Origin of the sequence: Methylophilus sp. YYY-1 (assembly GCF_029132825.1) — a bacterium.
GTDB lineage: Bacteria > Pseudomonadota > Gammaproteobacteria > Burkholderiales > Methylophilaceae > Methylophilus > Methylophilus glucosoxydans.
This window is the reverse complement of the sequence record NZ_WOVG01000004.1, coordinates 207,482-221,375: the sequence shown is the minus strand read 5'-3', so window position 1 is coordinate 221,375 and position 13,894 is coordinate 207,482. Positions and strand designations below refer to the sequence as shown.

Annotated in this window: 13 protein-coding genes; 5 read left to right on the top strand and 8 right to left on the bottom strand. The window is 46.8% G+C overall.

The genetic code is table 11. The features are described 5' to 3' along the window. Window positions 1-4: 4 nt before the first annotated feature. From GOC95_RS12555 to mnmG, 3 genes are read right to left on the bottom strand one after another with little or no spacing between them, the layout of a single operon-like run. On the bottom strand, window positions 5-766 hold the full coding sequence (locus GOC95_RS12555; protein ID WP_228518953.1) for an AAA family ATPase: 762 nt from the start codon (window positions 764-766) through the stop codon (window positions 5-7). Next, on the bottom strand, window positions 766-1,389 hold the full coding sequence (gene rsmG, locus GOC95_RS12550) for a 16S rRNA (guanine(527)-N(7))-methyltransferase RsmG (RefSeq protein WP_275357624.1): 624 nt from the start codon (window positions 1,387-1,389) through the stop codon (window positions 766-768). Before rsmG ends, GOC95_RS12555 begins: the two co-directional genes overlap by 1 nt. After that, window positions 1,389-3,326, bottom strand: a complete 1,938-nt coding sequence (mnmG, locus tag GOC95_RS12545; RefSeq protein ID WP_275357622.1) for a tRNA uridine-5-carboxymethylaminomethyl(34) synthesis enzyme MnmG — start codon at window positions 3,324-3,326, stop codon at window positions 1,389-1,391. Before mnmG ends, rsmG begins: the two co-directional genes overlap by 1 nt. 210 nt (window positions 3,327-3,536) lie before the next feature. On the opposite strand from mnmG, the gene cycA reads away from it, so the two are divergent. Together cycA and GOC95_RS12535 are read left to right on the top strand one after the other, a co-directional pair. Continuing rightward, a complete protein-coding gene (gene cycA, locus GOC95_RS12540; RefSeq protein ID WP_194749662.1) occupies window positions 3,537-3,971 on the top strand; it encodes a cytochrome c'' in 435 nt (144 codons plus the stop codon). Window positions 3,972-3,975: 4 nt separating this feature from the next. Further along, window positions 3,976-4,560 carry a cytochrome b/b6 domain-containing protein gene (locus tag GOC95_RS12535; protein ID WP_275357498.1) on the top strand — a complete coding sequence of 195 codons (585 nt, stop codon included), beginning with the start codon at window positions 3,976-3,978 and terminating at the stop codon, window positions 4,558-4,560. 9 nt (window positions 4,561-4,569) lie between these two features. Here the strand turns inward: GOC95_RS12535 and mnmE are convergent, their stop codons facing one another. The 5 genes from mnmE to rpmH are packed head-to-tail and all read right to left on the bottom strand — an operon-like array spanning window position 4,570 to window position 8,273. Continuing rightward, entirely contained in the window at window positions 4,570-5,925 is a 1,356-nt protein-coding gene (mnmE, locus tag GOC95_RS12530; RefSeq protein ID WP_275357496.1) for a tRNA uridine-5-carboxymethylaminomethyl(34) synthesis GTPase MnmE, read from the bottom strand. Next, window positions 5,915-7,516, bottom strand: coding sequence for a membrane protein insertase YidC (yidC, locus tag GOC95_RS12525; RefSeq protein ID WP_275357494.1), 1,602 nt, complete (start codon window positions 7,514-7,516; stop codon window positions 5,915-5,917). The genes mnmE and yidC overlap by 11 nt, the downstream gene beginning before the upstream one ends. A gap of 17 nt (window positions 7,517-7,533) precedes the next feature. Beyond that, on the bottom strand, window positions 7,534-7,743 hold the full coding sequence (gene yidD / locus GOC95_RS12520) for a membrane protein insertion efficiency factor YidD (protein WP_194749703.1): 210 nt from the start codon (window positions 7,741-7,743) through the stop codon (window positions 7,534-7,536). Window positions 7,744-7,756: 13 nt separating this feature from the next. Further along, the gene (gene rnpA / locus GOC95_RS12515) at window positions 7,757-8,107 is read right to left on the bottom strand and encodes a ribonuclease P protein component (protein ID WP_275357492.1); all 351 of its coding nucleotides are present in this window, start codon (window positions 8,105-8,107) and stop codon (window positions 7,757-7,759) included. Window positions 8,108-8,138: 31 nt separating this feature from the next. After that, entirely contained in the window at window positions 8,139-8,273 is a 135-nt protein-coding gene (gene rpmH, locus GOC95_RS12510) for a 50S ribosomal protein L34 (RefSeq protein WP_018987191.1), read from the bottom strand. 327 nt (window positions 8,274-8,600) lie between these two features. Here rpmH and dnaA point away from each other — a divergent pair, with 327 nt between their 5' ends. The 3 genes from dnaA (at window position 8,601) to gyrB (ending at window position 13,855) form a co-directional block, all read left to right on the top strand. Next, window positions 8,601-10,016 (top strand): chromosomal replication initiator protein DnaA, encoded by a 1,416-nt coding sequence (gene dnaA, locus GOC95_RS12505; RefSeq protein WP_275357486.1) that lies wholly within the window; start codon window positions 8,601-8,603, stop codon window positions 10,014-10,016. Between the two features lie 248 nt (window positions 10,017-10,264). Further along, window positions 10,265-11,368: a DNA polymerase III subunit beta gene (gene dnaN / locus GOC95_RS12500; protein WP_194749656.1), complete on the top strand. Its 1,104-nt coding sequence runs from the start codon at window positions 10,265-10,267 to the stop codon at window positions 11,366-11,368. Window positions 11,369-11,449: 81 nt separating this feature from the next. After that, window positions 11,450-13,855, top strand: coding sequence for a DNA topoisomerase (ATP-hydrolyzing) subunit B (gene gyrB / locus GOC95_RS12495; RefSeq protein ID WP_194749655.1), 2,406 nt, complete (start codon window positions 11,450-11,452; stop codon window positions 13,853-13,855). Window positions 13,856-13,894: the final 39 nt, after the last annotated feature.

The window sequence follows — 13,894 nt, the reverse complement described above, 5'->3', positions numbered from 1 at the left end:
ATAATTAATTTTTTTGAATGATTTCTTGCGCCAATTCAAGATAAGCCTGCGCACCCTTGGAAGAACGGTCATACAGCAAAACAGGCATGCCGTAACTAGGCGCCTCAGCCAGTCTGACATTGCGCGGAATAATGGTTTGATACACCTTTTTGCCAAAGTGATTGACCAGCTGGGCTGACACTTGCTGTGCCAGCATATTGCGGTTATCAAACATGGTACGCAGCAAACCCTCTATCTCCAGAACAGGATTTAAGTGAGCGCGCACTTTCTTGACAGTATTGACCAGATCAGACAAGCCTTCCAAGGCATAATACTCACATTGCATCGGGATCATGACTGAGTGTGCTGCAGTTAATGCGTTAACGGTCACCAGATTTAATGAAGGCGGACAGTCCAGCAAGACAAAATCGTAGCGATCGTCACCCAACTTGAGAATTGCATTTTTCAACCGCGTTTCACGTGCCATTTCATTGACCAATTCCACCTCAGCCCCAGCAAGGTCGCGATTAGAAGCCGCCACATCATACTTAGCAGCTTCAGCATGAATCACCACCTCCTGCAGTGTCTTGTTACCAATCAGCACCTGATAAATACTGTCTTTTAAATGTGATTTATCAATGCCACTGCCAGTACTGGCATTACCCTGTGGATCCAGATCGACTAACAAGACTTTTTTTCCGTGCTCGGCCAAACTGGCAGCCAGATTGACGCAAGTGGTGGTTTTACCGACGCCCCCTTTTTGGTTGGTGATGGCAATTATTTTCATTATGTATTCTCAAACACGATTAAATGTCTTTCGGCCTGCAAGTAGGGCACATGAAGACGGATCACTTCTTTAGGGATGACCTTTGCCTGCGCCAACTCATCGCTTGGCACCACTCCCTTCATGGCTAACCATCGCCCCTGTGGCGCAATTAGATGTGCAGTCAACTGCTTGAACAAAGCAATATCGGAAAAGGCTCTCGAAATCACTTGTGAAAAGCGAGTAGGGGGCGCATACGCTTCAACCCGGCCATGCACCACTTGCGCGTTCGACAATCCAAGCTCAGCCTTGACCTGCCGCATAAAGATAGCTTTTTTTTGTACAGTATCAATCGTGGTGACTTCGACCTCGGGACGCGTAATTGCGATTATCAACCCCGGCAAGCCTCCACCACTGCCTACGTCCAGCACATTACCGGCCTCTACAAAAGGCAGAACGCTCAAACTATCCAGCACATGTAGCACCAGCATCTCTTCTGAATCACGGACCGCAGTCAGGTTATAGACCTTGTTCCACTTTTGCATAAGCGCCATATAAGCGAGACACTTCTCCTGCATTTCAGGCGTAACCATCGCCTGCAAACCGAGCACCTCGACACCGGCCGCTAACTTTGAAGCCAAGTCCATCATGCTGCTGCAATATCGCCAGACTGGCTCTGCTTTTTCTGTTTACGCTTGAGATAAACCATCAACAAAGAAATTGTGGCAGGGGTAATCCCCTGGATGCGACTGGCTTGGCCAATTGTTTCCGGTTTCTGTGCCAGCAGTTTTTGCCGCGCTTCAATACTCAAGCCATGCACATCATTATAATCGATAGTATCGCCCAACTTGACGTGCTCACTATTTTTTTGGCGTGAAATTTCCTCATTTTGGCGATCAATATAGCCTTGATACTTGGCAGCAATTTCTACTTGCTCCATCACATCTTCGGCCAACACTTCAGAGGAGGGAACAATCTCCAGCAATGATTGATAACTCACTTCTGGACGCCGTAATAATTCAAACAACGAATACTCATGCTCCAAAGCTTTACCAAAAACCAACGTTTGTGTTTCACGTGAAACAATTTTATTTTGGCTATTGCCCAGGGGTTGACCTTGGTCAGGCTGTAAAAACGTGCGCTTCAATCTTGCTTGCTCACGCGTGATCGCTTCCTGTTTTTTACAGAAGGCCGCCCAGCGCACATCATCAACCAACCCCAGTTGACGACCGACTTCGGTCAAGCGCATATCTGCATTATCTTCACGCAACTGCAATCGGTACTCTGCACGGCTAGTAAACATCCGGTATGGCTCACTCACACCCGTTGTAATCAAATCATCCACCAACACACCCAAATAGGCTTGCTCACGGGAGGGGCACCAACCATCTTTATCCTGCGCATAAAGTGCGGCATTTGCACCTGCTAACAACCCTTGTGCTGCCGCCTCTTCATAACCGGTTGTCCCATTGATCTGTCCGGCAAAAAACAAGCCTTGCACAGCCTTGGTTTCGAGAGTCGACTTTAATCCTCTTGGATCGTAATAGTCGTATTCAATGGCGTATCCGGGGCGCAAGATATGCGCCTGCTCCAGCCCGCGAATCGAACGCACCAACGATAACTGAATGTCAAATGGCAAACTGGTGGAAATGCCGTTCGGATAGATCTCATGGGTGGTCAACCCCTCAGGCTCAAGAAATACCTGATGAGACTCTTTGTCGGCAAAGCGATGAATTTTGTCTTCAACAGAGGGGCAATAACGCGGGCCCACACCTTCAATCACACCCGTGTACATCGGCGAACGATCCAATCCACTGCGGATAATGTCATGCGTCTGCTGATTGGTATGCGTAATCCAGCAAGGTAACTGTTGCGGATGCTGGGCTATATTACCCAAAAAGGAGAACACCGGCACTGGTGTATCACCAGGCTGCTCAGTCATCACACTGTAATCAATGGTTCTACCATCAATACGTGGTGGTGTTCCAGTTTTTAGCCGGCCAGCCGGGAGACCAATTTCTCTTAGCCTAGCCGCCAGGGAGATTGCGGGCGGGTCTCCGGCGCGCCCGGCGCTATAACTTTGCAAACCCACATGCACCAAGCCACCCAAAAATGTCCCTGCAGTGAGCACCACCGACTTTGCATAGAAACGCAAACCAATCTGCGTTACCACTCCCGCAGCGCGATGATTCTCAAGAATGATATCGTCTACCGCCTGCTGAAACAGCCACAAATTTTGCTGGTTCTCCAGACGGCGTCGAATGGCCGCCTTGTACAAAATGCGATCGGCTTGCGCACGCGTGGCACGCACAGCCGGGCCTTTACTAGAATTCAAGATACGAAACTGGATACCTCCCTCATCAGTGGCGGCCGCCATGGCGCCACCGAGGGCATCAACCTCTTTGACCAGGTGACCCTTGCCTATGCCACCAATAGAAGGGTTACAGGACATTTGCCCCAGAGTTTCAATGTTGTGGCTCAACAAGAGGGTTTTTTGACCCATACGGGCAGCCGCCAGCGCAGCCTCGGTGCCGGCGTGCCCACCACCCACCACAATGACATCGAATCGATCAGGAAAGTCCATCATAAAGAATCTTGAACTGTTTGATTTAAAAAGATTTATGATTTTAGCTTAAACTTACTAAATGGTCATTTAAATCACTGCATTGTTACACCTAAACTATGATTTAATACAATGTATTTACGGTTTAATACAAATCAATAACAAGCAGGCCATATTTGCTTAACATAACAAGAATAGAATTTTTCCTAAAACAACCAAGGAGCTATTACCATGAAAATCAAAACAATCATTGCTGTATTCGGGGTTCTTTTTTCTGCGCACGCATTGGCTGATGTCACCAATGCAGAAAAACTGGTATACAAATATACCAACATTGCACACTCTGCAAACTCTATGTACGAAGCCCCCTCCATTACTGATGGTAAAATTTTCTTTAACCGGAAATTCAAAACACCTAGTGGTAAAGAAGCGGCATGTGCCTCTTGCCACACTAACAACCCTGCTAACGTTGGCAAGAACATTGTCACTGGCAAGGAAATCCCTCCACTGGCACCACGCGTGAATACCAAGCGCTTTACCGATATTGATAAAGTAGAAGAAGAGTTCACCAAACACTGCAATGATATTTTAGGTGCAGACTGCTCACCTTCAGAAAAGGCAAACTTTATCGCTTATCTGTTAACCGAAACAAAACCTAGCAAATAATTCAATGCTACGTTACGTATGGGATCCGTTTATACGGATCTTCCATTGGTCACTGGTCGCGGCGTTTGCTTATGCCTTTTATACGCACAACTCGATGTGGGATCGGCTACATCATGCTTATGCGGGTTATGTGGCCGGCAGTCTGATCGTGGCGCGCATTATTTGGGGCATTATTTCCACAGGTTATGCAAACTTTCATAGCTTCCCGCTGAACCCTGTGTGGGCGCTGAAACATCTCTACAAGCTTATCCATGGAACAGCCAAGCACTATATCGGCCACAACCCCACAGGTGCGATAGCAATTTATGCGATGCTGGGCCTAGGCATCCTGACGGTAGGTTCCGGCTGTATTGTTTATAACAATGGCTGGGACTTTATTGATGATGAAATGGCCAAAACCTTACATCACTATGTGACTTGGACATGGCTGGGTGTGGTGGTGGTCCATGTCTTCGGTGTGATTTTTGAAAGCATCATCAATCGTGATAACCTGATCTGGGCGATGATTACAGGGTGTAAACGGGTATGTAGTATTGAAGAACGGTTTGATCAAAAAAATACACCGTTCCCCCGAAAAAAAACCCGCTGATGCGGGTTTTTATTTACCTATACAAAAACGACTGAATATTTCCCCAAGCAAATCATCCGGCGTAAACTCGCCAGTGATACTACCCAACGCCTCTTGTGCGCAACGCAACTCTTCAGCAATGAGCTCCGCAGCATGCATTTGGCTCACCGCATGACTTAAGTGCTCTGATACGGCTTGCAAAGCCTGCAAGTGTCTAGCCCTTGCCATAAACAGACCTTCTCCGCCAGGTTGATAACCAATCATCTCCAGCAAGGTTTTTTGCAACAAGGGAATACCTAGACCTGTCTTGGCTGATAAAAACACGTGCTGCTCATGATCAATAACATCAGTGCGCGATGTTTCACGTGAAACATCTATCTTGTTATGCACCCAAACTTTTTTGACCTGACTCGGTAACTTTTCAAGAATGGATTTTTCAAATGCACCAATGCCATGCTGACTATCCACAAGTAACAAGGCCACATGCGCACTTGCAATCGCTTTCCAGGTCCGGGCTATGCCAAATTGCTCAACGGTATCTTCGGTCTCACGCAAACCTGCCGTATCAATGATATGCAAAGGCACACCCTCGATTTGAATGACGTTTTTGATGGTATCACGTGTCGTACCAGCTATCGGTGTCACAATCGCCACCTCTTCACCAGATAAGGCATTTAATAAACTGGATTTGCCAACATTAGGCTGTCCAATCAACACCACGTTCATGCCTTCGCGCAACAAAGCACCCTGTTTTGCCTGGTGGAAAATTCTTTGCAAGGTGACCTGATTTTGTTGAAGCTTTTCCAACACTCGCCCTTGCGTGATGAAATCAATCTCTTCCTCAGGAAAGTCCAGGCAAGCCTCGACATACATGCGCAAATCAATCAATTGATGCAATAAGTCCTGGACCGCATTGGAAAACTCGCCAGACAACGATCGAACTGCACTTCGGGCTGCTTCCTCGGTCGAGGCATTGATCAGATCAGCCACTGCTTCAGCTTGGGCGAGATCCAGTTTGTCATTCAAATATGCGCGTTGTGTGAACTCGCCGGCCATTGCATGGCGTGCACCGCATTCGATGCAACGCGCAAGCAAGATTTGCATCAACGCAGTCCCGCCATGCGCCTGCAGCTCAAGCACATCTTCACCGGTATACGAATGAGGATTGGGGAAAAAAATCGCAACGCCACGATCTATCAATACACCGTCAGCTTGTAGAAAAGAAAGATACGCTGCGTGACGCGGGGGAGGGCAGCGGCCAAGAATTTGAGCAGCAATACTGGCTGCTAGCGGGCCGGAGACCCGGACGACGCCAATGCCGCCTGCACCGGGGGCGGTTGCAATCGCGGCAATGGTATCGTTGGCAATCGGAAGATTATTTGCCATGACCTTTTTTCGCCAGCGTTTCGGCGTGGATCATGCGGTTAATCGCCCATTGTTGCCAGATAGACAGGATGTTGTTGACCAGCCAGTACAACACCAAGCCAGCAGGAAAGAAGAAGAAGAATACGCTGAACAACACAGGCATAATCTTCATCACTTTGGCTTGAATCGGATCAGTAGGTGGTGGATTCAAGAACGTTTGAATAATCATGGTGGCGCCCATCAATATGGGCAACACAAAATAGGGATCGGTGGCGGACAGATCCTGTATCCAGCCAAAAAATGGGGCATGCCGTAATTCTACAGAGCCCAACAATACCCAATACAAGGAAATAAACACCGGGATTTGCACCAGTATGGGCAAGCAACCACCCATCGGGTTAATTTTTTCAGTGCGATACATTTCCATCATGGCTTGCTGCAGCTTTTGCTTGTCGTCGCCAAACTTGTCTTTCAGTGCTTGCATGCGTGGGGCAATTTCGCGCAAATGCGCCATATTGCGGTAGCCAGAAGCTGACAGCTTAAAGAAAGCTGCCTTGATGAGGATGGTCAACACAATAATCGACACACCCCAGTTTTTCACCAGATCGTGGATATGACTCAACAACCACATTAACGGTTTGGCAATCACGGTCAAAATGCCGTAATCGACCACATATTCCAAGCCAGGCGCCGTCGCTTCCAAAGCTTGCTGAACTTGCGGTCCACTGAATAATTTTGCGTCTACTGTTTTACTTGTCCCTGGTGCAATTTCGCCTACAGGCAAAATGGTACCAATAGAGAAGTCATGCTCACTGAGTTTTGTCGTGTAAAACTTGCGTTCAGCTTTTGATTGCGGAATCCAGGCGCTGACAAAGTAATGTTGTACCAACCCAATCCAACCATCTTTAGCATTGATAGAAACATCCTTTTTGGCCATTTCATCAAATTTCACCTTGTTGTATTTGTCTGCTTCGGTGAAATAAGCACCGCCAGTAAAGGTTGGCATCATTTTAGAACCCTGATTGGATTCATTATCGTGAATGATTTGGTAATACACCGAAGGCGAAATGGCTTTTTCGCTGTTATTCTTAATTTCATACAACACATCAATGACATATTCACCACGATGAAAGCGGTAAATCTTGTCTACTGCAATACCATTCTTCTCCGGGGCAGTTAAACGGATATCCAATGTCTGTTGATCCGCTTGCATTTGGTAGCTGCTAGCCTCAGCGGTAAAGTTTTCATAATGCGTAGGCAAGCCTTCACCCTTGAGGCCGGTTTGCGCAACATATAATTTGTCTTTACTGCTATCACTCATCAACTCATAAGGACCAGCGCCATTATCTGCTTTATGTTCCAACAAGGATAATTGACGTAAATCACCGCCGGCAGTGTCAATCACCGCCGCATAACGATCGGTTGTGACGGCGATACGTGTACCTTTGTTTAAATGAAAGCCATCTACCTGCGGTTTATCAGCAGTTGCAGGCAGCGCTTGTGCCACTTGCTCGGCAGTTGGTTGTGGTGAATGGTCTTGTTGCCAGGCATCCCACAGCAACATGATGGAAAAAGAAAAAATCACGAACAGAATTAGACGGCGAGTATCCATAAGATTTCGTTTAAAAGTCAGGGTAGGGGGTCTACACCACCTGGATGCCAGGGATGACAACGACCAATGCGGCGTAAGGCTAACACACTCCCACGCCACGCACCATAGCGTTGCAAGGCCTCAATGGCATAGTGTGAACAGGTAGGGTGAAAACGACATTGTCTTCCCAACCAGGGACTGAGTCCCCATTGGTAACACTTGATCAAGAATATCAACAACGTCTTCATCGGCAAGGATTCATCAGGAAGCATGCACATGCACGGATTTGCTTAAACGGCGTAGCAAAGTCTCTACATCTTGACGCACTTGAGCAAATTCTCCTTGTTTGAACGGCTTACGCACTTGCACCACCACATCAAAACAAACAGGCGCCATTGCTGGGTGAGCACGCAGGACTTCACGCAACACCCGTTTCATGTAATTGCGTCTGACCGCCAGTTTGGACACTTTTTTTGAAACAACCAAACCGTACCGGTGATGTGAAAGCTCATTTGGTTTGATATTGGCAAATAACCATTCACCGTAAAACCGCTTCCTGAAACTAAAAACGGATGAAAATTCATCCGTTTTTTTTAGCTTATACAATGTCATGCATTGAGTATCTGCAATGCATCGTCAGGGATTACAGACCCAAACGTTTACGACCTTTAGCGCGACGAGCAGCAATCACTGCGCGGCCACCTTTGGTTTTCATACGTACCAGAAAGCCATGGGTACGTGCACGACGGGTTTTAGATGGTTGATAGGTACGTTTCATTATTAAACTCCAGCCAAAAATGGCAATTAAACTCTAATCCGGCAAGCTTGATTATTGCGCTCAATATTTGCCGATTTCAAAAACCCTTAATTAAACATCAAATTCAGAGTTTATGTCAATGATTTTTTTTAATTTTTTATGATGGCGGGCTGTGGATAACTCGCCTTAAAACGTTTAGAATACTCAACAGATGGTCATGACAACAACCAAGACAAGACCACTTCTTCTGCCACTCTTTCCTGGCAATTATAACGAATAAATATTCAACACGCTGATCCGTCTTCGCGATCAATGTGTTGCAATTACTTTTAAAAAAGCACTGGAGCAATGGAAAATTTTTGGGCCTATTGTTTGTTAAAGTTCGAGCAAGAGCTGTCAGCACAACAATACAACACCTGGATCAAACCCCTGAAAGCACGCATCAATGGGGAATCCGTGCAAATTGTTGCGCCCAACAAATTTGTCATGCAATGGGTCAAAAGCAAGTTTTTTTCACGCATAGAGACGATCGCGACCGAACTCTCTCCAACAGCCATTCTTGAACTGATTGTCGACAGTAGTGAATCCTTGGCACCAGCAGCACCCGCCGTGGTTAACAAGGCAGCCAGTGTGAGCGAAAACCCGGTTGAAGCCGCCATTGCAACAGCACCAGCAAAAACCGTTAGCAAACCAAATCGGCCCCCCATTCAACGAGCAAGCGCAAAACCGGTTAAAAACGAGAAGAGTAGTGGGCTCAATGACAGCTTCTTGTTTGATAACTATGTCACTGGCCGTGCAAACCAGCTGGCACGCGCTGCGGCAATACAGGTGGCAGGCAATCCTGGTCAGGCATATAACCCACTGTTTATTTATGGCGGCGTCGGCTTGGGAAAAACACATTTGCTGCAAGCCATCGGCAACGAATTAAAGAAGATTAAGCCAGAAGCGAATATCCGTTACCTGCACGCAGAACGTTATGTCTCCGATGTAGTAAAGGCTTATGAAAACAAGGCGTTTGATGAATTCAAACAACTTTATCATTCGCTGGATCTATTGCTGATTGATGATATTCAGTTTTTCGCCAAAAAAACACGCACCCAGGAAGAGTTTTTCTACGCGTTTAACACGCTGATCGAAGAAAAAAAACAAATCGTCATCACTTGCGATACCTATCCTAAAGAAATCGCCGACATGGATGAACGGCTACGTACTCGCTTCAGCTGGGGGCTTACCGTCGCGGTGGAGCCACCAGAGCTGGAAATGCGGGTAGCCATTCTGCGCAAAAAGGCTGAAAACCTGAATATAGATCTGCATGAAGATGTGGCCTTTTTTGTCGCCAAACAGATACGCTCTAGCGTGCGAGAACTTGAAGGCGCCTTGAATCGTATTATTGCCATGGCTAACTTTACCGGTCATGCCATTGATGTGCATCTGGCCAAAGACGCACTACGAGACCTGATTGCCGTGCGCGGCCGCCAGATCACCATCGAAAACATTCAAAAGACAGTCGCTGACTATTACAAAATCAAAGTCAGCGATATGTTTAGCAAAAAACGCTCACGCAATGTCGCCAGACCGCGCCAGGTGGCCATGTCTTTGGCGCGTGAGCTTACCAATCATAGCTTTCCAGAGATTGGGGAAGCTTTTGGCGGACGTCACCACACAACCGTGATGCACGCCTGCGAAGAAATTGAACAATTACGCTTGAATGACCAGACGCTGGCACGTGATATTGGTTTACTCACACAAGTGATCAGGGATTAAAACAAGCAAGTCATGCTGTGGATAAATTGAGAATGACGTGTGCTTAAATATTGCGTATAGACTGAATAAAATCAGTTTACAATATCAGCCACAAACGATGCAGGTTTAAACCGCAATTTATGCACAAAGCAATATTCGGATAAGTCTTTGAATTATTTATATTTTTAGACTTACCCACAAAAAAACGTAACATTACTATTATTCTTATCTTTTATATATTGAAATAAAGTTATTAATTAGGTCAGGCCATGCAAATCAAAATTAACCGTGAGGTTTTGCTTAAACCACTCAATAGTGTGACTGGCATCGTAGAGCGTCGGCATACATTACCTATCCTTTCTAACCTGTTGGTTAATATCAAACAGGATGAAATGCATTTGACCGCCACCGACCTCGAAATGCAGATTTCTCTGAAAGTACATGGCGGCATTGAAGGTGAATTGAGTACAACGATTTCAGCAAAAAAACTGCTGGATATCTGCCGTTCATTGCCTGACAGCACCACGATAGAAATGAATAATCAGGATAATCGCATTACACTGAAAGCAGGCAAGAGCCGCTTTAACCTGCAAACACTGCCTGCAGCAGATTATCCTTTGATGAGTAAAGCCAGTGGCCAAAACATCAGTTTCAGCCTGGCACAATCCGAGTTCAAACGCTTGCTCAAGCAAGTCGAATTCGCCATGGCGCAACAAGATATCCGCTATTACTTGAATGGCTTATTGCTGGAAGTAAACGGCAACCAGTTGCACGTGGTGGGCACGGATGGACACCGTTTAAGCTATACCAATACCACCCTGGCGCAAAGCTTTGAAAAAACAGAAGTGATCTTGCCGCGTAAAACAGTACTTGAATTGACGAAGTTACTGGATGAGCAGTCAGATTCGCCTGTCGTGATTGAAGTCTTGAACGGACAGGTCAGCTTTGAATTTGGTGATATCCAACTGATCAGCAAAGTGATTGATGGCAAGTTTCCGGATTACAACCGTGTCATTCCCAATGGTCATCAAAATACTTTTCTGGTCAATCGCACACAAATCCTGAGCGCCTTGCAACGTGCGTCTATTCTGTCGAATGAAAAATATCGCAGTATCCGCATGGTCATCACCAATAATCAGCTCAAACTGATTAGCACCAACACCGAGCAAGAAGAAGCAGAAGAAGAACTCGATATCGACTACAGCAATGCCGCACTGGATATTGGCTTTAATGTTACCTACCTGATTGATGTGCTCAACAATCTGAGTGATGAACAAATTCAATTTGCGTTCGCAGACGCCAACAGCAGTTGCCTGATCACCGCAAGCAGCGATGCCAACTATAAATATGTTGTGATGCCAATGCGCATATAATGCTGGTAGCCGTGTTTCACGTGAAACACGGCCAATGTTAGGGTGATGGTCTTTTAACTCTCAATTAAAGAAACTTTTGTTATGGCACAGCCACAAGAATATAACTCAGACAGTATCAAGATTTTGGAAGGTTTGGACGCTGTACGTAAGCGTCCTGGCATGTACATCGGTGACACGTCAGACGGTTCTGGTTTGCACCACATGGTATTCGAAGTGCTGGATAACGCCATTGACGAAGCACTAGCCGGGCATTGTGACGATATTAAAGTGATTATCCACCCGGATAACTCCATCAGTATTTCTGATAACGGTCGCGGCATTCCGACCGATGTCAAAGATGACGATAAACATGAGCCCAAACGCTCCGCAGCTGAAATCGTGATGACCGAGTTGCATGCCGGCGGCAAGTTTGACCAGAACTCTTACAAGGTGTCTGGCGGTCTGCACGGTGTGGGTGTGTCTGTCGTTAATGCGCTGTCAGACTGGTTAAAACTCAAGATTTACCGCAAAGGTAAGGTACATCAGATGGAATTCCATCGTGGCGTACCGCAAGCGCCATTGGCCGTGACTGGTACCACAGATAAAACCGGGACAGAAGTACATTTTCTGGCTTCTGTAGACACGTTTGTGCTGGTTGAATACCACTTTGAAATCCTCGCCAAGCGTATTCGCGAATTGTCCTTCTTGAACAACGGCGTCAAGATTGAATTAATTGATCAACGTACCGGCAAGTCAGAAAACTTTGCCTTCAGTGGTGGTGTAAAAGGGTTTGTTGAGTACATGAACCGCAGCAAAACGGTTTTGCACCCTAAAGTGTTTTATGCCATTGGTGAGAAAGACAACATCACGATAGAAGTAGCCATGCAGTGGAATGACAGCTACTCAGAAACCGTGCAATGTTTCACCAACAATATTCCGCAACGTGATGGTGGCACCCATTTAACCGGTTTGCGCACCGCCATGACACGGACGCTAAACCAGTATATCGAGCAAAACGAGTTCGCTAAAAAAGCCAAGGTCGAAACCACCGGTGACGATATGCGTGAAGGCATTACATGTGTGCTTTCGGTCAAAGTGCCAGATCCAAAGTTCAGTTCACAAACCAAAGACAAACTGGTGTCCAGTGAAGTGCAACCAGTAGTCTCCGAAATTGTGTCCGCTAAACTGGCTGAGTTTCTAGAAGAAAACCCGATTGATGCCAAAATCGTATGTGGCAAGATTGTCGAAGCAGCGCGCGCACGTGAAGCTGCCCGTAAAGCCCGTGAAATCACCCGCCGTAAAGGCGTAATGGACACCATGGGCCTGCCAGGCAAACTGGCTGATTGCCAGGAAAAAAATCCGGCGCTCTGCGAACTCTATCTGGTCGAGGGGGACTCTGCGGGTGGTTCTGCCAAACAAGGCCGTGACCGTAAATTCCAAGCCATTTTGCCACTCAAGGGTAAGATTTTAAACGTGGAAAAAGCACGTTTTGACAAGCTGCTGGGCTCTGCCGAAATTGCCACACTAATTACGGCCATGGGCACCGGCATTGGTAAAGACGACTTTAACCTGGAAAAATTGCGCTATCACCGCATCATCATCATGACCGATGCGGACGTCGATGGTGCGCACATCCGTACCTTGTTACTGACATTCTTCTATCGCCAGATGCCAGAGTTGGTTGAAAATGGTCATATCTACATCGCACAGCCACCGCTATACAAAGTCAAACAAGGCCGTGACGAGCGTTACCTCAAAGATGAGCATGAGCTCGATGAATATCTGCTTAATTCAGCCTTGCGCGATGCCATACTGGTGACCAAAGAGGGCGGCGAGATTCTGAAAGATGAAGCCTTGACCAGCATCGCCAAACAAATGGTGCTGACCGAAGCCGTAATCCGCCGCATTGCTAATCTATATGACGAAAGCGTTTTACGCGCCATTCAGGATGTGGGCGAGGTTGACCTGAGCACAGAGGCCGCCGCTAACAATGTGGCAGAAAAACTGCGTCCTATCCTCGGTGCAGTCGGCTCAGAAGTGATTGTGTCACAAGATACAGAGACCAGCGCCTATCGTCTGGAAGTGAACAAATACGTGCACGGTAACCTGCAAAGTTGCGTCATTGATGCCGAGTTTGTAGGCAGCGGCGATTACCGCCAGATCAACCGCACTTCACAAATGGTGAATAACCTGCTGGGTGAAGGCGCCATGATCAAGCGCGGTGAAAAAGAGCAAAAAGTCAGCACCTTTAAACAGGCGCTGGATTGGTTGCTAGGCGAAGCCAAACATAACCTGAATATTCAGCGGTATAAAGGTCTGGGCGAAATGAACCCGGAACAACTGTGGGAAACAACCATGGATCCGACCGTACGTCGCTTGCTCAAAGTACAGATTGAAGATGCTATCGGTGCCGATGAAATCTTCACTACCTTGATGGGTGATAACGTGGAACCGCGCCGCGCCTTTATCGAAAGCAACGCCTTAAGCGTCAGTTCACTGGATATTTAAGCGCTGTAGGTTCCACGAGATTTCTTTCAAATTCCAGAA

What these genes read in the sequence shown, in the direction of transcription:
- GOC95_RS12555 (WP_228518953.1), bottom strand. Translation starts at nt 766, where the DNA reads ATGAAAATAATTGCCATCACCAACCAAAAAGGGGGCGTCGGTAAAACC.
- rsmG (WP_275357624.1), bottom strand. Translation starts at nt 1,389, where the DNA reads ATGGACTTGGCTTCAAAGTTAGCGGCCGGTGTCGAGGTGCTCGGTTTG.
- mnmG (WP_275357622.1), bottom strand. Translation starts at nt 3,326, where the DNA reads ATGGACTTTCCTGATCGATTCGATGTCATTGTGGTGGGTGGTGGGCAC.
- cycA (WP_194749662.1), top strand. Translation starts at nt 3,537, where the DNA reads ATGAAAATCAAAACAATCATTGCTGTATTCGGGGTTCTTTTTTCTGCG.
- GOC95_RS12535 (WP_275357498.1), top strand. Translation starts at nt 3,976, where the DNA reads ATGCTACGTTACGTATGGGATCCGTTTATACGGATCTTCCATTGGTCA.
- mnmE (WP_275357496.1), bottom strand. Translation starts at nt 5,925, where the DNA reads ATGGCAAATAATCTTCCGATTGCCAACGATACCATTGCCGCGATTGCA.
- yidC (WP_275357494.1), bottom strand. Translation starts at nt 7,516, where the DNA reads ATGGATACTCGCCGTCTAATTCTGTTCGTGATTTTTTCTTTTTCCATC.
- yidD (WP_194749703.1), bottom strand. Translation starts at nt 7,743, where the DNA reads ATGAAGACGTTGTTGATATTCTTGATCAAGTGTTACCAATGGGGACTC.
- rnpA (WP_275357492.1), bottom strand. Translation starts at nt 8,107, where the DNA reads ATGACATTGTATAAGCTAAAAAAAACGGATGAATTTTCATCCGTTTTT.
- rpmH (WP_018987191.1), bottom strand. Translation starts at nt 8,273, where the DNA reads ATGAAACGTACCTATCAACCATCTAAAACCCGTCGTGCACGTACCCAT.
- dnaA (WP_275357486.1), top strand. Translation starts at nt 8,601, where the DNA reads ATGGAAAATTTTTGGGCCTATTGTTTGTTAAAGTTCGAGCAAGAGCTG.
- dnaN (WP_194749656.1), top strand. Translation starts at nt 10,265, where the DNA reads ATGCAAATCAAAATTAACCGTGAGGTTTTGCTTAAACCACTCAATAGT.
- gyrB (WP_194749655.1), top strand. Translation starts at nt 11,450, where the DNA reads ATGGCACAGCCACAAGAATATAACTCAGACAGTATCAAGATTTTGGAA.